Origin of the sequence: Acinetobacter sp. YH12049, assembly GCF_013419875.1 — a bacterium.
GTDB classification, from domain to species: Bacteria; Pseudomonadota; Gammaproteobacteria; order Pseudomonadales; family Moraxellaceae; genus Acinetobacter; species Acinetobacter amyesii.
This window is the reverse complement of record NZ_VOZH01000017.1, coordinates 1-19261: the sequence shown is the minus strand read 5'-3', so window position 1 is coordinate 19261 and position 19261 is coordinate 1. Positions and strand designations below refer to the sequence as shown.

Genomic DNA, 19261 nt, shown 5'->3' with positions numbered 1-19261 from the left:
AAGATCAGATGAAATGCAAAGACCGCCATTGTTGACCTACCGCTCCTTCGGGAGTCGGTAGGTCGGGGGTGGTTTTTTGCGCTTTTTTGAAGACTGGAAATATCGATGTGATGAATTCAGTCATTGGTATAGATCTGAAAGCGTCGTGTTCCTGCTTTGTTTTGCGGAAACTGCTCAAGCATTTCTGGGTGAAGTTTGAGTAAGGCTTTGCTGTCTAAACCGATTGAGTCTTTGGATTTCTTCCACGTCACTGAACCAGTGGCAAAGGTTGCTCGTTCAGCATCCCTCATCAACATCTGGATTTGATGCTTAGTTTCATCAAAGTTATTTTGATGCAGCTCAATGTGATGCTTTTCTTGAATCAGTTGAGCAAACAATTGATTGGCTTGTTCGTTATGACTCAAGTCTTCAACAGTCAACGGAATATGTTGTGGATAGAGCTGCTGTATAGCTTTGGCTGCCGACTCACTGGCATCCACATCAGGTGGTGTGTCTTTTTCCACACACTCCCAGAAGTAACGTTCTGCATTGATGATATGTTTGATCACAGATTCAGAGCGGGTCACTTTGAAGATTTTAGTCTCATGACCACAGATCAGCACACAAATATGCGCTGCCTTTTTGCCTGTTACAGCGAGTTGATGTTGCACCTGACACAATACATATAAAGGCACCTCATCTCGCCATAATTTTGCTCCATATTCCCCTGCGGTTTTGCATTCTAAAATCTGTACTTCATCACTACCCACAACGGAGTAATCCAAATTGGCAAGCATAAAATGCTTATCAGGATCTGGATGCTGAAGCACTGCATTGATTCTGCGTACCTTGTTATTGGTATGCATGCTGTAGTACTCAGCCACCAATGGTTCTAGCTGCTTACCCCAATAGAGCGGAGCGATACCTGAACTTTCATCTTCAATCGATTGTTTGACTCGCCCTGTCTTGATCATCCAAAGTTCGAGCATCGACATATAGGGATTCAATCCACAGGCTGCTGCACAATCACTACTGCCAATACCTTGTCGTCTGACTTCAAGCCAGTCAGATTGAGTCATATTTTTGGTATTCACCAAGCGTTTTGCTGTAAACAGTTTTGGGGCGTTAAAGGGTTTACTGGCTTGTTGAATGGATGGGTTTAATATTGCTGTATTCATAGCTTGCTTCCTCATTTTATATGGATGGTGGCAAATAAAGGGCATAAAAAAACCACACCCGAAGATGTGGTTTAATTATTTTGAAATTTAAATTTATATTTAAAATATAAATAGATAGGTCTAACTTTCCATTACAAAAAACTCAAATTTCTACGCTATGAAACCATACGCAAAGCCTGTTCGAGTCCACGTTGCTTGATCGCTGCTCCTGCACCAAACCAAGCTGAATCGAGTCGATGATCTGTACTCATGGCACGACGCTCGTGATCAATAAATTCCGTAATTGAACAGAGTAATCCGTAAGCCGTATCCTTAGATGATGAAAGTGTTGCACCACGTCCCTGACCATTAAACATGTCCATTGCTTTAGTCATCGCCTTGGCATTAGGTTCAGCTTTTTCCTTGGTATTTGCATGTGCTGCCTGAGTCGCAACATCACGGTAGAACTGAATAATATTGTCCTCCTGATCTGCCACACTGATGCTGGTATTGTTAAACACTGCATCAAAGAAAGCTGCTGCTTCTCCTTGGGTGACTCTACGCTGGCTGAGCTGCTTCATTTCGTACATGTGTTCATCCCATGCACGTACTGAAATGCCCAATTGCTGTTTGACTTTATCTGCATCAAACTTGGTGCTATGCGGAACCTTCACTACACCTGCACTACTGTTCTGACCACGTAAAGCAATCGCCAAAGTGTTGTTGCAGACGACACGAATGGAAGTAAATTGTGCTGTTGTCGCCAGTGTTCCATCACATGCAGTAGCAAGAAGAATATAGCCATTACTGACATCCTTGCCTTTAAGTGCAGTAGATTGACCTGTACGTGCCAGCGCCCAGAATTTCTTGCCACCTTTAAGCACGCCTGCGGTTTCCAATTCAAAGCCTGATTGTTCAGTTAGATCACGATAGAACTCTAAGATCTCACGAGGTTGTACTTCCTGAAAACGTTGACTGACCACTGACAAAGGTGCATGGGTATCAGAACGGTAAAGTACACGCTGTTCTTCATACGGCATGATGATGCTTTGCCCACGTTCATTCTGTGCCATATAACTGACATTGGATGACTCGATACGCCAGTCCATGCCTGCCTGCTGTGCCCAGACCTCAATCGGTTGGTTTTGACTTAGTTGATTCCCTAGCCCATGCCAAGGGGTTTCACCGACATAAGCCATTTGTTCAAGTTGATGTGCCATAGTTTTATTCCTTTTTAAAATCATATTGAAAAATTGGATCTGTTCTTAAGTCAGATATTGAATGGGGAACTTTTGGTAGCAGTTATGGCAGAAGCACAAACTTTGCTGCGGAGGTGTGCTTTGTTCTGTAAAAGAATTAAACAAACCACCGAGTACAGTTCCTGCGATTCCACCGACAATCGGTGGTAGATTGAAAGACTTTGCGACTGTGGTTCCCAATGCACCTAATGTGGTAGGTGTGACCAAGCTGGATAAGGTGGTATTGGATTGTTGTGTACTTGCGTCAACCAACATGACTTCAGTTGAATGACAAAAGGGGCAAATCAAGCTCATGGCTCGACTCCTTAAATTTTGGGCATAAAAAAGCCTGCTCGATGGCAGGCTTTGTTTTCATATTTTCATGAATGGCTCGAAAGAGTTTCATGATTCTCATTAGGATGTTATGTGTGTGAAATTATTTGGGATTCGTTATTATTCACTCTATGCTTTAAGAAATGAAATCAGTAAGATAAATCTAAAGACGACCACAGATTTTAAAAATATGACTCAGATTAGAATTTCCGACTTTTGTAATAAATATGGCTTCACCTTGCATCAAATCCGTCATGCAACTCGCACAGGAAAATTAGATAAAGTTGCTAAAGGAATCGTGGACGAAGAGGTTGCACTACAAATAATGTTGTCATACACAAAACCCAAACAACCAATAAATCCAAAAGTTAAGCAATCTACTCAAACTCAAGATAAGCCAACATTTTTATCTCAAGAATGGGTAAAATCTATGATTGAACCTGCCAGTACAGGTCGAAAAATTTTTCCTTCAGATAAATAATTTCCATTGAACATGCAGTGAAGGGAGGTAATAACATCCCTCCTTCCACCCTTAAATATTCCGTTAAACATCCTATTTATTTGAATTCATGCCCTTTCTTAACACTTTTGATAAATCATTCAGTTGCTTTATTTCCAACTAAGCCTGTTAATTGATAATCATCAAAATTCTTATGCTGCAAGTAATAGCGATACATTTGACTAAAAATAGATAAAGCTTTCTGCTCAAGTTGTTGTAACCTTCCTCTCTCTTTGACCAAAGGAAAACGCTGTTTTAACTCTCGCTCAAACTCATCAGAAAATAAATATTGGTATTTATTTATAGCAACAAAGTCCATCCCTGTATCATCTCGGCCAAGCGCATCTTGTCTAAATAATCTTTGCAAAAGAATCAAGATAATACTTTCTTCATCGGTTTCAGCTTCACGCTCTGCCTCATTCATCAGTCGGTAAAATGAATTCCATGTTTCATATTCACCAATATGAATGTCTTCTATTACATAAAATAGATTAGATGTTTTTCTTGATGACAATAATTGTAATTCATATGCTTGGTTAGATATTGCAAACGCATGTGTTTTATCATAACTGCTAACAAACCTAATTCCCTTGAATTGCTCACTGAAGCTCAGTGCTTGATCAAAGTTTTGCTGTACACACAAAATATAATATTTTTCTAGATTGGCTTGCGCACGTTCAAAATATGGTTGATATACCATAAGCAATGCTTGCTGTTTGGCACGAATTTTATTGTTTGCCAGAATCTCTTTTTGAATCATGATTTCGTGTTTAGCAAGCACGGCATAACACCAGTGTAAAACCCAATATAGTGCTAATGCTAAGCTTTTCTTTTTATTATTTTCAACATACTCAAGACTATCAATCAACTCAATGATACTGTCTAAATGAACTGATATGGATTCATCTGTATCATAGAGTTCACGCAGCATAGCAATCAATTGGTCAGGATGACGAATACACTCTTCCTCCTCCTTGAAACCATGCATTGTTAGTTGAGCAACGAGTCCACCTAAAATATAGAAATGCTCTTTACTATTTAAACCTGTTTTCTTACAGATGAGCTGTTCAAGAGCTTGATCAAGTCCAATGTGATCATTCCAACCCACAGGTTGGTAAGTCGGAACATTCAAAAAAAGACGAGTAGAAACGAAGCCGATTTGCTGAAAATGATATTTATCTAAACCACATAGACAAGCAAGCAAGTCATAGCCATGTGAAGATTTGAGTGGTTCAAATTTAGGATTGTAAAAAGCGATTTCTGAATTAAGACGTTCAACGAGAGATTTCGTATGTTTAGCAATTGGCATGACTGATCCTTTAAGATTCACTCAATATAAGGTGCACAGCTTTAAACCTCATATCGGGATCAAAAGATCACAGTTATGAATAGATGGTTGTCAGAATAAGTTGTAATTGTTTTTTTTACTAATTGCTGTGCTAGTAGGGTCAACATCACCTAAGGCAAATTATTCACCAAGCATATTTCAATGTCAACTTAAAGCCACATTATTTGATTTGTCTCATTTTTTTAATTAGGTTTTTATAACCTTGATTGACTAAACCCACCCTTAAATTTATCATTCAACTGCTGACCTACATCGTCAGTCGGTTTTGACAGACCGTTTCATACAGCGCATCAGGGTATATTCTTCTGAGTATTCCTCACATGTGTAAAACCTTCTCGTCCCCCTTTGCGGTAGAACGGGAGGGGGACGCGTTCGCGCGTGCTGGTTCTGTATGTCCAGTCTGTCAACCCTCTTTCGTTCTGCCACCATTATTTGACAGTAAGTTGGTAGAGCTTCTTAATACATACAGGAGTAGTCGCCATGACTCAGCATTTTTATCTTTATTGTTTTCCCTAAAGCGATTTTCTATTCCCTTGTTGCCCTAGCAACAATCATACACTTTTGCTGATATGCCTGATCCAAATGCGGTTTAGCTTTGGAAGGCTTTGTCTCGCCTAAATTTCAGGACATAAGCAAAATTTATAACACTTCAAATTACACAATAATAATTCGGGGAAATGATGAAAATTCAAACTTCACTTGTGCTCATCTCTGTTGCACTCATGACTTCAGGTTGTGCCAGTAAAACAGAACGTCAATTTATCAGTGGTTGTAAAACAGGTGGTATTGATGGCAGTACCTGTTCATGTATCTACGACAAACTTGAAGATAAATATGGAGAGGATGGTCTTAAAAATAATCTGTACACCCTTCAACAAACTGAATCCTTTCAGATGGATATGGTCAATGTTTCCTATCAGTGCATGAAGGAATAGCCATGAGAACACTTGCAGGCATCATCTGCATTATTGCAGTGATTTGCTTTTTAGGATTGCCATTTATTGGCTTCATGATCCTAATGGGAATTTTTATAGCATTGGCAAAATTTGCCGCTGGGGGAAAGTAAATGAGTTCAAATATTAAATCATGGGTGATCAGTGGCTACTTAGTGATTGGTTTTTTCTTTGCCATCTATCAACACTTTTGGGGTCAGTATAACTACAAGTCATTTGCCTACAATATTGGTCAAGGCTTGGTTTGGCCAGCGGTGATGTTTCCAGTCGTCGGTAAAATTGTAGGTGGGATTCTGATCCTATTATTGATTTGGTTCGTTGTTATTCGTCCTAAATTATAAGGGGTGCAATCATGAAAAATTTATTTTCCACCATTGCCCTGTGTTCCTTATTGATGGCATGTAGTCAAAACAATCCACCACCTAAAGCAGATGAAGCGAATACGACCAATCAAGCGGTATCAAAGAGTTCTGATGCTCAGTCAGTTTATGCCTCTTATACAGAAGAGGCAGTCAAAGCCAAACTGATGGATATGCAGATCATTGTTGAAAATGGACATATTTATCTCCCTGCTGAAGTGAAGGAAGCAGAGTCCTATATCAATGGATGGAATAAATATCCTGATATGCTTAAAGCCATGATGGAATCTGATCTTAATCCGAATCAGACTCAAAATGTCGACGATACACCACCCGATGAAGAGACCTCTATTGAAACGAGTGCAATCAGTGCACGAGGTCGTATCACTGCTCAGGAATCACAATCTGCTTTTAATGTGCCTGGGGCGATAGATTATTTTCTTGAAATTCAGTCTACCAATGAACAGCCTTTTACTCTACAAGGTTTGAAAATCAATCGTGGTCGATGTGGTTTTAGCACAGGTGACTTTTATAGCAAATTACCTGTCACATTGAACTACAGTCAAACTGTCAAATACTTACTAAAATGTAAAGGCGATCAAGTCCTTGAAGCTGAACTCATTACTGATCAAGGGAGTTTGAGTATTACATTTTGATCTTAGAACAGTTCCAATAACGAGAGCACTTTTAATGATTAAGTGCTCTTTCTTATTAGAACCTACTTTTTAATCATAACTATCGTTCAACAAAAGTAAAATCTTTTTCACTTTTTATAAGCGAAGATAGATTAATCACTTCGGTTTGCAAATTTGGTTGTCTGGGAATCTGAGGAAAATCAACTTGTTTTATTCTATTCTTTAAAGCCTTCTTTATTGGATCATATGAAAAAGAAAGATCTTCCATATTAGTTGAATATAAGATATCAATCTTGTCGCTATCATTCCTATATTTTGTTGGATTCAATTTATAGTGATAGTAATTTTTGTGCTCTTTCAAATTAAGTAAGTCGTATAAAAATTGGTTAAAACTATTGGGAATTGTTACCTTTTTATGCGCGCGATATTCCATTTCTTTGAAAAAGTTAAAATAGTGCAAGATTAAACTTTGAAAGCTTACGATTAAAGATTTAGCTTTTGGATGTCGTGTTTGAACTTTCGTAGTCTTGTCCGATAAAAATTCAATCATATTGGTGAGTTGTTCTAATTGGAAAGGAATATGATTTAAATTACCTTCACTAAGTTGTCGTCCCAAAATACTATGCACATCAAGCAAAGAGTCATACATTGCATCATAAAATGAGAACCCTTTATCTAGCGCAACTTGAAACGTTAATTTTATTTCTGGAATAGTGGTTGCACTCTCATCAATTTCTTCAGCATTTAAAATACGCTGTGCTAATTTATTTTTTGGTTGCGCCCATACTTTATTCTGATCTTTTCTCAATGTATCCAACGGTGTTAAAAAATTAATCAATGCATGATAATGGGTGAGTGATGCTTGCTGAAAAGGTGAACGAGAAAAAGTTGTATGAAACTCTAAACACAGTGGCATTAAGAATTTGAGCGGATCAAATTGCATTCTAAAACTTAAAGCAGCTAAATCGTAAATATCTCTTAGTGAGAATGCGCTCTCAAATAATTGATCATATTCGTTATGAGCTCTAATAAAACTCAAAGTTTGAAAGGCTCTGTATCTAAATTTCTGATTCGAAATAATCTGAAAAAAATCTAAAATGGGTGTTTTAAAATCAGATCCATATTGAGTAACACCCCAAAATACAGCCAGAAGCTCTAACTCAAAAAACTTGTTGGAATCAAATTTCATAAAATTTGCAACAAACTTCATTTCAGGATGTTGTGCTAGAAAATCATTATATAAACTAGATTCTTCTAATTTTTTTTCTAGAGTCTCTTGATTCAATTCATTTTCAACAAACTTTTCTGATTCAATTTTCCTTTCAGAATGATGTGGTAAAAAATTACCAACCGCACCGATCTTTTGAGACATTCTCTCTACGATTAATTGATTTAATTCATTCAAGTCATTTAACTGTTTCTGATAGCGATGCATGAATGCATAACGCTCAAATTCCTGATCAATGAATTGTTTGGTACGAATGAAACATGCCGTTTTAAGAAATTCTATTGAATTTTTTTTCATATTTCCCCGTTTGGAATTACATTCGCTGTTTTTTTTCCAAAGATACGTTGTTAATTTTGGCTTATTCAATCACGGAGTCAAATCTTATGCAATCTAATACATTACAACCACCTACAATCCATCGACTAAAAAAGGTCATTGAAATTACAGGTGTAAGTCATTCTGTCATATATGAAAAGATAAATGAAAAATCGAAACGTTATGATCCAACGTTTCCAAAACCTATCAAGCTTAGTTTGAACGCTGTAGGTTGGTTTGAGCATGAACTCATTCAATGGCTTGAGCTTAAAGCTGAGCAACGTTTTACCTGCTAACTTTCCAAATCGACTTTCGATTATGAAAATCGATATTACTGAGGAAAAGATGAAATAGATTATTGAAATCATCGTTGTCATATTTTTCAATAATTTAGGATTTTATATTTAATTAATAAGTACTACTAATCAATATATTCTATTGATAAATAATACATTTAATTAAATTGATTATCATTCATCTTACTTCTCATCTAAACATCAACCAATTGTATTAGCACTTATACCAAGGCTACCCATGCCTTGGTAGGGATTCACTTACTTAAAATTTACCTAAAAGAGTATTATATGAACACAGACCTAAATGATTATCCTGACGATAATTATGAAAAATATCAAATTTATGAGATAGACGAAGAAAATATCGTAATTATGGATGATGATGAAGCAAGACATAAAGATAATGTTATTCAACTCATTAAAAAGATGCTAACGAATGGAAACAACGATGTATATGAGTCTTGTGCCCAAAAAAAGCAATCGTACAAAATAAATCATAGATCTTTACATGATGCATTAAAAATCATTGATCCAAGATTTATATCTGATGTCAATTACACAAGTGCTGAGACTGACCTATTTCGTAAGATCTGCGTAGAGTGTCTACCTTCACATATTGTAAATGATACATCTACAAACTTTTGGCAACTTGCTCACAATGAACCAATAGCGATGAGTACAACTCATTACAAGCTCAAGGCTCAAATTTTAAATGGGTTCTACCAACTTTTATTCAAGGCATTATCAACTGATGCAGACTATAAAAAAGCAGTCCAACTACGCAAAGAAAAAAGCTTAAATCAGAATAAGAAAGCCAAACAACTTATCAATAAATTAATTAGTAAATTTAGTAAATTACTGGTTATCAGGATTGATTTTTCGATTTATAGAAAATTTGAAATCACACTTGAACTAATGAAAACTTACTTAAGCATTTTCTTAAAAAAACTCCATACACCAAATGATAAAGTACCTCCAATTGTCGGCTACATTTGGAAATTAGAATATGGCATACAAAAAGGCTATCACTACCATTTTATCTTCTTTATGGATGGCAATCTTTATAAACAAGACACTTACTTTGCTGATCTACTTGGTGACTTGTGGAGAAAAATTACTCAAGATAAAGGCACGTATCATAGCTGTAACCACAACAAAGCAGCTTACAAAAAACTTGCCATTGGTATGCTTGTTCATAATGATCAAGAAAAAGTTGACATACTGTTCTCCGTTGTAGATTACATCACTAAAGTTGATCAATTCATCATCGAGAAAACGCTTAGCAACTATCGTACGTTTGGGTATAGCACGCGTAAGTATGAAAAAAGAAAAGCAGGAAGGCCTCGTCAGATCAACGCTAGATCAATATCAGTCTAATTCAAAAAATCCCACAGATGCTCTCAACCTTAGAGAGCACAATAACCATATTTGAAAAAAACGAGACCATTATGAACATGTTAATGCAACCTACCAATACGACAGAAAACACCAATTTACCTTATTTTTGTCGGGGTGAGTTTAACCTATCCATTATGCAAAAAGTTTCAGAAATCGTAACCAATCCCTACTATCAGCCTTTCAAGCGAAAAACAAAAAAAAATGCTCAGACCGTTATCCAATACTATGTGAGTAATAGCCCACATACAGATCATGCTTTTTATTATTTGCAATCTATTTACCCTATCAGTACTCCGCTATTACAACATCCTGCTTTCAAGGTCAGTCAGAGTGTAAAGGCTGTAAATCAGGCATATACAAACTTGGGTTACGTTTCAGATGGACCTATTAATCCAATGCTATTACACAATGAACATTATGTTGAGCAGATAAAACCTATTGTAGATGCATTCGTATATGAATTGAAAAGCCATTCAACCAGTAAAAGTGCAATTGACGATCGTGATAAACGAATTACGTTAATCAAAGAAATACGCAAAGCAAATGTACCTGTGATGAAAAAGCTGTTTAAAACTCAACAACGTTTTAATCTTCATCACTTTATCTATACGTTTAATATGGAGAAATGTGAGTTGCGTGATAAAGAGTTTGTAGAGCAAGGACTTGTGAAACAAATTTCAAATATGATTGAAAAATTTCATGAAAATCATCAATCTAAAATTTTGGCTTTATTTTTTTGCGTACAACGTAATTTATCAAACAATTATGTTTTAAATGTATATTCTGCGACAGATATTGAACATGAACAGCTTTCAATGAAAGATTGCATTCAATTACGAAATGGGAATTATATTATTGTTGCACCAACCTCCAATATTTCGTTAAGTATTCATGAATTCAACTACCCAATGGATCTTCAAGACGCAGACGGCATGAATGAAAAAAAATGGAAAGTTATTTTTGGACAACAAGTTGAAAAATACAACTATGTCTATTATGAATCTGAATTCGTATCACCAAAATTCATATATCTAGAGTGTGACAGCAAAAAATAAAGACGAAGGGCTGAATGCCCTTCTTTTATTTCTTAGATTCCTAAAACAGTTTGATACGGCTTAAATCCTTCCAATACAGCAGCGACCAAATTATTAAATGGTTCACTATTACCATAGCGTCTTAAATCAATACTTTTATAAAATGGGGGACGATTGGGGGACTAAATAAAATGAATAATTATTTATTTTATTTTTATCATAAACTTATTTTTAAAATATGATTCCCTCTTTCGCCAGAATAAACTGCAATGCCAAGCAGAATGAAGGTCTAAATTGATAAAATTTAGGCCTTTTTTAATTTTATTGTTCTCAATATTAAATATCCCCCTAATTGATCTTCTATTTGTTTAGCTCAATAACTTCACAGTATTTAAGTCCTGATTGACGGATTTCAATCACACGTTTTTTTCCTAATGCACGACTTATGGATTTTTTATTGGCAGCAATAAGTACACGTATATTTACAAATACAAATTTTATATTCTAAAGACAATTACTTAAGCCTATGCTAAAAATAAATCATCCTCTCAATATAGGTACTATTCAAAAAATTATTCATTAATTTAAACATCATAGAACTGAAACGCGATTGCGGTACTTTTAACTTGATCAACGAAAAACTTAAAAAACACATTTCATATATCACTGCTATTCGGGAGAGAACATGAATAACAGCCAGAATTATGTTAAGCAGATCAAGAACGCCAAACGTGGTGGCTATACCCCAACCCTTGCCAAAGACATCAATAAACATAAAATTCAAAAAGCACAGCGTCTGATTGACGAATGGCGAAAGCTCGCCAATGAACTCCGCCCCCAAATGCAACTGGAGATGGCATATACACTTGAAGAATGCGCACAGGATCTAGACCAAATTTTAAGAATGAAATAGCACTCAACGCTCACCCATCCTATTTTTTCGCCCACATCTTGTGGGCGAAACATTACCTATTTTTATTTCTCTGGTTTTTAGAGCCAAACATCGGTCGAATGCTGAATAAATCAAACGTATAAATTACATTCGATTTGCTGTTTTTTTAACTTGCACCACTTCAAAAAATCTGTAGAATGCATTCCACAACGCCGGCATAGCTCAGTTGGTAGAGCAACTGACTTGTAATCAGTAGGTCCACAGTTCGAATCCGTGTGCCGGCACCATTTCTTAGCCTCGCTTTTTAGTGAGGCTTTGATGTTTTTAAAGCCTCTTTTTTATGGCTTCCTCGCGCTAATCTGCACATAACGAATCAGCCCGTCTCGATACAACTTCTCACACAATTTTGCCGTCATCTTGATTTTGAATTGATCCACATGACTCAGGCTCATCTGACTTTTTTGTTCTTGAATATAATCGGCAAAACCCTGAAATACGAATTCGCTGATATCTTCAATCTGGATATTTTCGAAACCTGCCTGTTGCACTTGGTGTTGTAAATTTTGCTTTGAATTTAAATTTTTCAAATTCACATCTGCTGCTTTCAACAGACTTTGATATTTCAATCGTTGCACTGAATTTAAATTCAAAAACGCATCGGACAACATCAAATAGTGAAAAGCAAAGCGTCCCTTTGAATTCAAAACATTAACAACTGATAAAAGCAATAAATTCAAATCACTATGATACGCAGCATCAATACACAGTACGGCATCCATACAGTTTTGTGGATAAATATTTTTTAAATTCAAAAATGAATCTTGTTGTATTTTGATTTTTGAATTTAAATTTTTTTGGATTTTTTCCACACATTCGGTTTGCAATTCGACTGCGGATAAGTTTTGAATTTGAAAATGTTCCATCCAAAAAACCAAGCTCGCGCCCTGCCCACAACCAAGGTCTAAAACACGATCTGTAGATTTTAATTGAATGGATTCGGCAAGATGGAAAGCGAGTTTTTGACAGGCTGCAGGATAGGATGATTTTGCATCATTCCAATAGCCCAAATTGCTCCAAGCAAGCTCCGCATCATCTCCGAGTAGTCGACTGTTAATCGCATATTTATGGCTAGGGACGTACTGACGAATTGCTTGAAGCCATTTCATGTTAGTAACCGAGTTGAGGGGCAACCTCCACTTTAGGTTTTAAACCCACAAACGGCAATGGCGCACCAAAAATTTCTGCAATATGCATAGCAGACGTTACCGCAGACTCTAAAATCGGCAGACCATCGCAAGACCATGAGCCACAAAAGAAGACTTTACGCTCAGGGGATAAATGTCGTTGCTGTAACTCTTTATTCAGCGCCACCGTATGTGAATCCACCACTGCGCGTGTCAAACTGACCGAAGAGATCACTTTTTTAGGATCAATCGGTGTCACTGGCTGCCAAGTTTGGAACACTGGAGTTTTACCCACCAAGCTCGGCTCGATTGAGTTAAGCCACACGGTAAATTGCTGACGAGTAAATTTACGATCCATCATATAACTTAGTACAGACCAATCTTTGCGCTTCGGCGGCATCACCGTTTGATCAGTGTGGATCACCAACTGACCTTGCTCAAATTTAAATTTCTTTAAGAGCTCAATATCGTCAGCAAACTGAGTAGAATCTAAAAATTCTTCCGTTTTGGTGGTTGGTGTCGCAACAACCACGCGATCGAATAGATGATGTGCACCGGCCTCAGTTTCCACCAAGACTTTATCGTCTTGCTCGAGCACTTTGGTAATTGCCGTACCACTTTGAATATTTAAACCTTCAATCAGTTTATCAACCAACGCAGGTGTACCACCTTGGATACGCAACAAGGCATCACCATTGGTCAATTGACGCAAGAAAATCAACAGCGGTTTCGCAGGCCATTCGCCAATCGTTTTCGGGTTACAAGTGCAAATGGTATACAACACAGGCATGACTGCACCATGCCAAAATACTTCTTCAATTTCATTTTTATTAATGAATTCAGCAAGCGTAATATCCTGATTTTTTGATTTAAAAAATCGAGTGATCGCGGCTTTGAGTTGCAACATTCCTTTGACTAAACGCCAGCCATATTGTTGTAAGCCTTTACGATTATTAATAATTGGGAAATTACCAATACGGCTACGACTGGTGGTCAACCACGTTTCTGTACGATCTTCAAATAGCCAACTGCATGCCATATAGGTACGGACTGGGAAGGTTTTAATCCCTAAATGGGTCGCCAAACTTAAGGTATTTTTCCAGAGGTGTGGATTCATCACACGCAAAGGGGCATCGATCAAGCCGCCTTCAAACTCAGTGCTGTGGCTATCCATACCACGACCCGGCAGAGCTTCGAAAATTGTAATGTTATGCCCTGCGTCTTTAAGAATTTTTGCGGTAGCCAGCCCAGCCATGCCACTACCGATGACTGCAATTTCCAATTTTCTTTTCCATCTATAAAACACAGTTTAAAAGTATGACTGATCAGAAGTTAAAAATAGCTATTAAAAAATACCAGATTCGCACTTTTTGTATGGATTTCAGTACAGCCGTTTTTAAGTTAAATTTACAAATATTTACAGTCAAAAAGCACACAATTTAAGCTTTGTTTTTTAAACATATTTTTCTTTAAAATTTTAATTACCCTATAAAACCAAACAATTAAATTAACCATTTTTATAACTTTCGGTTTACTTTAAAGCCAAGTCTCGCTAAGATGCGCCACATAAGAAAGTGATAAATTCATCACAATTTATAAAAAGTAAAATGATATTTAAATCATGACAACTATAAATACTACAGCGCTCAATAAAAAAGCCTCTGACTGTTCAGAGGCTTTTTTTTCGGCTATTTCAACGGCATGAATTTCACTTAAGCCTCATGCGCTAGCGCAATTTCACCAAATTTTCCGTTATTGAAATCATCAAAGGCTTGAATAATTTCAGCTTTGCTATTCATCACAAATGGGCCATAACCTTGAATCGGCTCATTTAGTGGCTCACCGCTAAGTAACAGAAATTGTGTGTCCTGCAACGCTTGTAGCTGAATGGCGATATCATCTTTGGCAAACATGACCATCGAACTGTCTTGAACTTTATGGCTTTCATTCACCACAACCTCACCCTTCAAGACCACCAAAATGGTGTTATGCCCTTCAGGTACATGTAAGGTGGTTTCATATTGAGCTTTCAATTCACCATCCCAGACATTCACTGGACTAAAGGTTTGTGCAGGCCCAAGGTGACCACCCATTTCACCAGCAATCACCCGAATATGCCCTGCACCTTCATCCATGTCTATGCGAGGAATATCTTGGCGTGTGATCGCTTGATAACGAGGCTGGGTCATTTTGTCTTTTGCCGGTAAATTCACCCACAATTGAACCATTTCAAAAAGACCACCTGCTTGAGCAAATTCAGGCGAATGAAATTCTTCATGCACCAGACCCGACCCTGCGGTCATCCATTGCACATCGCCTGTTTGAATTGTGCCGCCACCACCACTTGAGTCCTTATGAGTCACTTCACCGCTGTAGGCGATAGTCACCGTTTCAAAACCACGATGTGGATGTGAACCTACACCATGCCGTGCAGTGGTGGGATCGAACTGATAAGGTGCCGCATAATCCAAAAGCAAAAATGGGCTAATCGCCTGACCTAGACGATCATAGGAAAATAAGCTTTTGACTGGAAAACCATCGCCCACCCAGTGCATTTGCTGATTACGATAAACACCAATTACTTTTTTCATTTCTTAGCTCCTATATTCATACGATAGGATGAACATAGCGCTTATTTTAAGCTTTGAAATACTTACTGACCATCTTCCAGATAGCATTCTATATCTCAAAATTAGAACAATACTCAGACATAAAATCTGCACCTCACTCAAAACCAAGCATTAATTTCGAAATTCTAAGGTTTAAGACATATACAACGATGAATTATCCCAATTTTATGATTGAGCTTCTCATTTAAACCCATTTCATTGTCTCATTTTTACAACTATTCTAAATCTAGTTAACACGCAGATTTCATCTGATCCTGCGTAGTTGCAAACAGGAAAGAGGACAATAAAATGGGGCAAACCTTACGTTCGTTTAGACAAAGATAATGCCGCGGTACTTTTAGTTGACCATCAAACAGGTCTACTTTCATTGGTTCGCGACATTGATCCAGATAAATTTAAAAATAATGTGCTCGCACTGGCTGCAGCCGCAAAATATTTTAATCTTCCAACGATTCTCACCACCAGTTTTGAACAAGGTCCAAACGGTCCATTGGTTCCAGAACTCAAAGAGATGTTCCCTGACGCACCTTATATTGCACGCCCAGGTCAAATTAATGCTTGGGACAATGAAGACTTTGTGAAAGCCGTCAAAGCAACAGGCAAAAAGCAATTGATTATTGCCGGTGTAGTGACTGAGGTTTGTGTTGCATTTCCAACCTTGTCTGCTTTAGAAGAAGACTTTGACGTCTTTGTGGTGACCGATGCTTCAGGTACATTCAACCATTTAACCCGTGACTCAGCTTGGCAACGTATGACGCAAGCGGGTGCGCAGCTTATGACGTGGTTTGGTACCGCGTGTGAATTACACCGCGACTGGCGTAATGATATTGAAGGTTTAGGTGCGCTTTTCGGCAACCATATACCGGACTACCGCAACCTAATCAACAGCTATACGTAAAATACTGAAAAGAAATAATCCTTCAGTAGTAAAAAGCGGCTTCGAGCCGCTTTTTTTATACCTGATGTATAAATTGACGTATGATGATTTGAATTGAAATAATTTTCACTGCATAAGGTGATCCATGCATTCATTTGATGATTATTACTACTTTTACTTGGTGGTGAAACATGGCGGTTTTAGCGCTGCAAGTGAAGCATCGAATATTACAAAATCAAAATTAAGCCGACGCATTTTAGATCTTGAAGCCAAATATAATGTCACCCTTATTCAGCGTTCTACCCGACACTTTAAGGTCACGACATTAGGCCAAGAATTGTATGAAGAATGCATAAAAGTAATCGAACAAGTTGAATGTGCGCATCAGGTGCTCCTGAAGCAAAAAAGTGAACTTGAAGGCTTGGTTAAAATTAGTTGTCCACCGGTCATGATGGAACATCAAATTCGCCCCTTGTTAAATCAATTTTTAAAAGATCATCCCAAAGTTCAGGTCGAACTTGAGCTGTCTAGCCGCCGTGTAGATGTCTTGCATGACGACATTGATTTAGCGATTCGTACCAATTTTAGTAAAAATGAAGACTCGAGCATTATTGTACGTGACGTGATTAAAACCGTGCATTGCTTAGTGATTAGTCCTGAACTTTTACAAGGACGCGAGTTAAAGCATATTTTCGAATTGACAGAATTTACGAGTATCGTTTTGGGTACACAGAAAAACCGCTATCAATGGCATTTGCATCATACGGGACAGCAAGAGCAGATTGAAATTGCCTTACAACCTCGGATTAAAAGCAATGACTTAGCCGGTGCTTATTATGCGGTACTCGATGGTTTAGGCATCGCAGACTTACCGTATTTAACGGTACAAGCAGATATTGAGGCAGGTCGTTTAATTCACCTCTTCCCCGAATGGTGCTCAAATGTCGGTACGGTACAATTGGTATATGCTTCGCGAAAAGGTCAGCGCCTAGTCATGGAAAGATTAATTGACTATTTAGTCGCTGGAATTCGTGACTATGCTCCGGAGCATGATGGCTATTTAGTTTAATGTTCTAGACCACAAAAAAGCCAGAACTGAGTTCTGGCTTTTTTAAATCTACGGTTGGATCACTAAATTAGATTTTACCCACTAGGTCGATCGATGGTGCAAGCGTCGCTTCACCTTCTTTCCATTTTGCAGGACATACTTCACCTGGGTGTGCATGTACATATTGAGCAGCTTTTACTTTACGCATCAATTCAGAAGCATTACGGCCGATACCACCTGCGTTGATTTCAACGATTTGGATTTTACCTTCAGGGTCGATCACGAAAGTACCACGGTCAGCAAGACCATCCGCTTCAATTAAAACATCAAAGTTTTTCGCAAGTGTCCAAGTTGGATCGCCAACCATTGGGTATTCGATTTTCTTAATTTCTTCAGAAGAATCGTGCCAAGCTTTATGCGTGAAGTGTGTATCAGTAGATACTGAATAAATTTCTACACCCATTTTTTTGAATTCAGCATAGTGATCAGCAAGATCGCCTAATTCTGTTGGACATACAAACGTAAAGTCAGCAGGATAGAAGAACACCACAGACCATTTACCGTAGAAGTCTTTTTCTGAAACTTCAATAAATTGACCGTCTTGGTAAGCGGTAGCGTTAAATGGTTTTACTTCAGTATTAATTAAACTCATTTGATATTTCTCTAACTCATTTCAGGGATTGCTTATCTGTTGAAGCTAGAATACGAAATATCAAACCATAGGTAAAACCGAACTTTTTTATAAAAACTATCGGATTTTTAGATTTTTTATTTAAATCAATCTTTGCCTTTCCATCGTGCAAACCAATCAAGTTCAATGGGTGCAAGCCTTTATATCCATAAAGAGGGTCTGCCAAGCAGCCTGTGTAAACTGTTGTTTATAGTGTGATGGTGGCGTTTTGACTTTATGTGATAACCATGCCCGACAATAATTTTCCGTTGCCCCTAAGACCAATGACATCATTAATTCTTTGGGTAAATGCTCAATCAAATGCCAATCGGGTTGTGCGGTCAACCAATCCAGTAGTGCGCTATTGCATTGCAAATTATGTTTTTTTAACTCGGCTTGTAGCGTTTCCTTACGCATACTAAACCCTGCCGCATACAAGAATCCTGCAAAATCTGGATAGGCTTCGACCCAGTCTATATACGAGCACAAAATGGCTTGAATGCCTTCCTGCAGCGATTGGGCCTGTGTCAATGCATCTGCCCTTTTCACAAATTGATCTTGCAACGCCGCAAAATACAATGCCGCCACTAAACCATCTTTATTTTTAAAATGATGGTAAATCGCGCCAACACTGGTCTCTGCACGGTCTCTCACATGTTCAATCGTCGTCGTTTCAATCCCTTGCTCTAAAAAACATGCAAGGGCTTCTCCTAAGATCTGCCGTTTAAGTTCCGCTCGGCGACCACTGTAAATTCGTTGCAATAATGCTTGATTTGACGACATCGATACCTTCCCTTTGATCGGGTCATTTTAAAACAATGTTGGCTTTTTTTAATAGCTGTGACGTCATTTACGCCATTAACAGAACAATATTCTGTATTAGAATTATATTCTGAATAATGACGGATAATTAAGCATAAGCCAAGCATTAAAATTATGGAAGACCTTCTAAAACAAACCCGCAGGGAAATGGACTTTTTCAAAATTGCTGTGTTTGAAAGCACCGTATTTCAGCAGTATTTCGCCTGTTTTTGATGAATTAAAGCCCCAATACTGTGAACTATAGCTAAATACCAAATAAATCATTACAGTAATCTTTAAATAATTTATCAATATCTTTAACTCTAAACTTAGTTCGAATCGCCTTGACTCGTGACCACATATTTTCTATTGGATTTAAATCTGGAC

21 protein-coding genes, 1 tRNA gene and 2 pseudogenes are annotated in these 19261 nt (G+C 37.6%); 13 read left to right on the top strand and 11 right to left on the bottom strand.

Going from position 1 to position 19261, the window contains the following annotated elements; all coding sequences use genetic code 11:
* Positions 1-116: 116 nt before the first annotated feature.
* The 3 genes from FTU05_RS09165 to FTU05_RS09155 all read right to left on the bottom strand — a co-directional run bounded on the left by FTU05_RS09165 (position 117) and on the right by FTU05_RS09155 (position 2689).
* Positions 117-1157, bottom strand: a complete 1041-nt coding sequence (locus FTU05_RS09165) for a YqaJ viral recombinase family protein (protein ID WP_180165075.1) — start codon at positions 1155-1157, stop codon at positions 117-119.
* A gap of 155 nt (positions 1158-1312) precedes the next feature.
* Complete coding sequence (locus tag FTU05_RS09160; RefSeq protein WP_180165073.1) at positions 1313-2356, bottom strand: DUF932 domain-containing protein; 1044 nt, start codon at positions 2354-2356, stop codon at positions 1313-1315.
* A gap of 45 nt (positions 2357-2401) precedes the next feature.
* Positions 2402-2689, bottom strand: a complete 288-nt coding sequence (locus FTU05_RS09155; RefSeq protein ID WP_180165071.1) for a hypothetical protein — start codon at positions 2687-2689, stop codon at positions 2402-2404.
* Between the two features lie 115 nt (positions 2690-2804).
* Here FTU05_RS09155 and FTU05_RS09150 point away from each other — a divergent pair, with 115 nt between their 5' ends.
* Positions 2805-3188, top strand: coding sequence for a hypothetical protein (locus FTU05_RS09150; RefSeq protein ID WP_252358520.1), 384 nt, complete (start codon positions 2805-2807; stop codon positions 3186-3188).
* Positions 3189-3303: 115 nt separating this feature from the next.
* Here FTU05_RS09150 and FTU05_RS09145 read toward each other — a convergent pair whose 3' ends face one another.
* A complete protein-coding gene (locus FTU05_RS09145) occupies positions 3304-4515 on the bottom strand; it encodes a hypothetical protein (protein WP_180165069.1) in 1212 nt (403 codons plus the stop codon).
* Positions 4516-5234: 719 nt separating this feature from the next.
* On the opposite strand from FTU05_RS09145, the gene FTU05_RS09140 reads away from it, so the two are divergent.
* The 4 genes from FTU05_RS09140 to FTU05_RS09130 are packed head-to-tail and all read left to right on the top strand — an operon-like array spanning position 5235 to position 6522.
* Positions 5235-5489, top strand: coding sequence for a hypothetical protein (locus tag FTU05_RS09140; protein ID WP_180165067.1), 255 nt, complete (start codon positions 5235-5237; stop codon positions 5487-5489).
* A gap of 2 nt (positions 5490-5491) precedes the next feature.
* Complete coding sequence (locus tag FTU05_RS17895; protein WP_004992797.1) at positions 5492-5620, top strand: hypothetical protein; 129 nt, start codon at positions 5492-5494, stop codon at positions 5618-5620.
* Complete coding sequence (locus tag FTU05_RS09135) at positions 5621-5848, top strand: hypothetical protein (protein ID WP_180165065.1); 228 nt, start codon at positions 5621-5623, stop codon at positions 5846-5848. It abuts the gene before it with no gap.
* An 11-nt stretch (positions 5849-5859) separates the two neighbouring features.
* Complete coding sequence (locus FTU05_RS09130) at positions 5860-6522, top strand: hypothetical protein (protein ID WP_017400745.1); 663 nt, start codon at positions 5860-5862, stop codon at positions 6520-6522.
* 79 nt (positions 6523-6601) lie between these two features.
* On the opposite strand, the gene FTU05_RS09125 is transcribed toward FTU05_RS09130, so the two are convergent.
* Positions 6602-8026, bottom strand: coding sequence for a hypothetical protein (locus FTU05_RS09125; protein ID WP_180165064.1), 1425 nt, complete (start codon positions 8024-8026; stop codon positions 6602-6604).
* A gap of 86 nt (positions 8027-8112) precedes the next feature.
* On the opposite strand from FTU05_RS09125, the gene FTU05_RS09120 reads away from it, so the two are divergent.
* The 3 genes from FTU05_RS09120 (at position 8113) to FTU05_RS09110 (ending at position 10793) form a co-directional block, all read left to right on the top strand.
* On the top strand, positions 8113-8340 hold the full coding sequence (locus FTU05_RS09120) for an AlpA family transcriptional regulator (RefSeq protein ID WP_180165062.1): 228 nt from the start codon (positions 8113-8115) through the stop codon (positions 8338-8340).
* Positions 8341-8628: 288 nt separating this feature from the next.
* Positions 8629-9717, top strand: a complete 1089-nt coding sequence (locus tag FTU05_RS09115) for an inovirus-type Gp2 protein (protein ID WP_180165059.1) — start codon at positions 8629-8631, stop codon at positions 9715-9717.
* Positions 9718-9788: 71 nt separating this feature from the next.
* Positions 9789-10793 (top strand): hypothetical protein, encoded by a 1005-nt coding sequence (locus FTU05_RS09110; RefSeq protein WP_180165057.1) that lies wholly within the window; start codon positions 9789-9791, stop codon positions 10791-10793.
* A 32-nt stretch (positions 10794-10825) separates the two neighbouring features.
* Here the strand turns inward: FTU05_RS09110 and FTU05_RS18110 are convergent.
* A pseudogene (locus tag FTU05_RS18110) lies at positions 10826-10909 on the bottom strand (Fic family protein); the annotation flags it as partial.
* A 548-nt stretch (positions 10910-11457) separates the two neighbouring features.
* Here FTU05_RS18110 and FTU05_RS09105 point away from each other — a divergent pair.
* On the top strand, positions 11458-11685 hold the full coding sequence (locus FTU05_RS09105; protein ID WP_078190515.1) for a hypothetical protein: 228 nt from the start codon (positions 11458-11460) through the stop codon (positions 11683-11685).
* Positions 11686-11875: 190 nt separating this feature from the next.
* Positions 11876-11951, top strand: a tRNA-Thr gene (locus FTU05_RS09100).
* A gap of 51 nt (positions 11952-12002) precedes the next feature.
* Here the strand turns inward: FTU05_RS09100 and FTU05_RS09095 are convergent.
* The 3 genes from FTU05_RS09095 to FTU05_RS09085 form a co-directional block, all read right to left on the bottom strand.
* Positions 12003-12830 carry a cyclopropane-fatty-acyl-phospholipid synthase family protein gene (locus FTU05_RS09095; RefSeq protein WP_180002761.1) on the bottom strand — a complete coding sequence of 276 codons (828 nt, stop codon included), beginning with the start codon at positions 12828-12830 and terminating at the stop codon, positions 12003-12005.
* Between the two features lies 1 nt (position 12831).
* Complete coding sequence (locus FTU05_RS09090) at positions 12832-14130, bottom strand: FAD-dependent oxidoreductase (protein ID WP_180165055.1); 1299 nt, start codon at positions 14128-14130, stop codon at positions 12832-12834.
* Between the two features lie 430 nt (positions 14131-14560).
* On the bottom strand, positions 14561-15439 hold the full coding sequence (locus tag FTU05_RS09085; RefSeq protein ID WP_180025915.1) for a pirin family protein: 879 nt from the start codon (positions 15437-15439) through the stop codon (positions 14561-14563).
* 322 nt (positions 15440-15761) lie between these two features.
* On the opposite strand from FTU05_RS09085, the gene ycaC reads away from it, so the two are divergent.
* Positions 15762-16376, top strand: a complete 615-nt coding sequence (gene ycaC, locus FTU05_RS09080) for an isochorismate family cysteine hydrolase YcaC (protein WP_180165113.1) — start codon at positions 15762-15764, stop codon at positions 16374-16376.
* 124 nt (positions 16377-16500) lie between these two features.
* Entirely contained in the window at positions 16501-17424 is a 924-nt protein-coding gene (locus tag FTU05_RS09075) for a LysR substrate-binding domain-containing protein (protein ID WP_180165053.1), read from the top strand.
* Between the two features lie 67 nt (positions 17425-17491).
* Here the strand turns inward: FTU05_RS09075 and ahpC are convergent, their stop codons facing one another.
* Both ahpC and FTU05_RS09065 read right to left on the bottom strand, forming a co-directional pair.
* Complete coding sequence (gene ahpC / locus FTU05_RS09070; protein ID WP_180025913.1) at positions 17492-18055, bottom strand: alkyl hydroperoxide reductase subunit C; 564 nt, start codon at positions 18053-18055, stop codon at positions 17492-17494.
* A 162-nt stretch (positions 18056-18217) separates the two neighbouring features.
* The gene (locus FTU05_RS09065) at positions 18218-18856 is read right to left on the bottom strand and encodes a TetR/AcrR family transcriptional regulator (RefSeq protein ID WP_180059338.1); all 639 of its coding nucleotides are present in this window, start codon (positions 18854-18856) and stop codon (positions 18218-18220) included.
* A gap of 175 nt (positions 18857-19031) precedes the next feature.
* Between FTU05_RS09065 and FTU05_RS09060 the strand changes: the two are divergent.
* Positions 19032-19136 (top strand): annotated as a pseudogene (locus tag FTU05_RS09060) (DUF4442 domain-containing protein); the annotation flags it as partial.
* Positions 19137-19261 lie beyond the last annotated feature (125 nt).

What these genes read in the sequence shown, in the direction of transcription:
- FTU05_RS09165 (WP_180165075.1), bottom strand. Translation starts at nt 1,157, where the DNA reads ATGAATACAGCAATATTAAACCCATCCATTCAACAAGCCAGTAAACCC.
- FTU05_RS09160 (WP_180165073.1), bottom strand. Translation starts at nt 2,356, where the DNA reads ATGGCACATCAACTTGAACAAATGGCTTATGTCGGTGAAACCCCTTGG.
- FTU05_RS09155 (WP_180165071.1), bottom strand. Translation starts at nt 2,689, where the DNA reads ATGAGCTTGATTTGCCCCTTTTGTCATTCAACTGAAGTCATGTTGGTT.
- FTU05_RS09145 (WP_180165069.1), bottom strand. Translation starts at nt 4,515, where the DNA reads ATGCCAATTGCTAAACATACGAAATCTCTCGTTGAACGTCTTAATTCA.
- FTU05_RS09140 (WP_180165067.1), top strand. Translation starts at nt 5,235, where the DNA reads ATGAAAATTCAAACTTCACTTGTGCTCATCTCTGTTGCACTCATGACT.
- FTU05_RS17895 (WP_004992797.1), top strand. Translation starts at nt 5,492, where the DNA reads ATGAGAACACTTGCAGGCATCATCTGCATTATTGCAGTGATTTGCTTT.
- FTU05_RS09135 (WP_180165065.1), top strand. Translation starts at nt 5,621, where the DNA reads ATGAGTTCAAATATTAAATCATGGGTGATCAGTGGCTACTTAGTGATT.
- FTU05_RS09130 (WP_017400745.1), top strand. Translation starts at nt 5,860, where the DNA reads ATGAAAAATTTATTTTCCACCATTGCCCTGTGTTCCTTATTGATGGCA.
- FTU05_RS09125 (WP_180165064.1), bottom strand. Translation starts at nt 8,026, where the DNA reads ATGAAAAAAAATTCAATAGAATTTCTTAAAACGGCATGTTTCATTCGT.
- FTU05_RS09120 (WP_180165062.1), top strand. Translation starts at nt 8,113, where the DNA reads ATGCAATCTAATACATTACAACCACCTACAATCCATCGACTAAAAAAG.
- FTU05_RS09115 (WP_180165059.1), top strand. Translation starts at nt 8,629, where the DNA reads ATGAACACAGACCTAAATGATTATCCTGACGATAATTATGAAAAATAT.
- FTU05_RS09110 (WP_180165057.1), top strand. Translation starts at nt 9,789, where the DNA reads ATGAACATGTTAATGCAACCTACCAATACGACAGAAAACACCAATTTA.
- FTU05_RS09105 (WP_078190515.1), top strand. Translation starts at nt 11,458, where the DNA reads ATGAATAACAGCCAGAATTATGTTAAGCAGATCAAGAACGCCAAACGT.
- FTU05_RS09095 (WP_180002761.1), bottom strand. Translation starts at nt 12,830, where the DNA reads ATGAAATGGCTTCAAGCAATTCGTCAGTACGTCCCTAGCCATAAATAT.
- FTU05_RS09085 (WP_180025915.1), bottom strand. Translation starts at nt 15,439, where the DNA reads ATGAAAAAAGTAATTGGTGTTTATCGTAATCAGCAAATGCACTGGGTG.
- FTU05_RS09075 (WP_180165053.1), top strand. Translation starts at nt 16,501, where the DNA reads ATGCATTCATTTGATGATTATTACTACTTTTACTTGGTGGTGAAACAT.
- ahpC (WP_180025913.1), bottom strand. Translation starts at nt 18,055, where the DNA reads ATGAGTTTAATTAATACTGAAGTAAAACCATTTAACGCTACCGCTTAC.
- FTU05_RS09065 (WP_180059338.1), bottom strand. Translation starts at nt 18,856, where the DNA reads ATGTCGTCAAATCAAGCATTATTGCAACGAATTTACAGTGGTCGCCGA.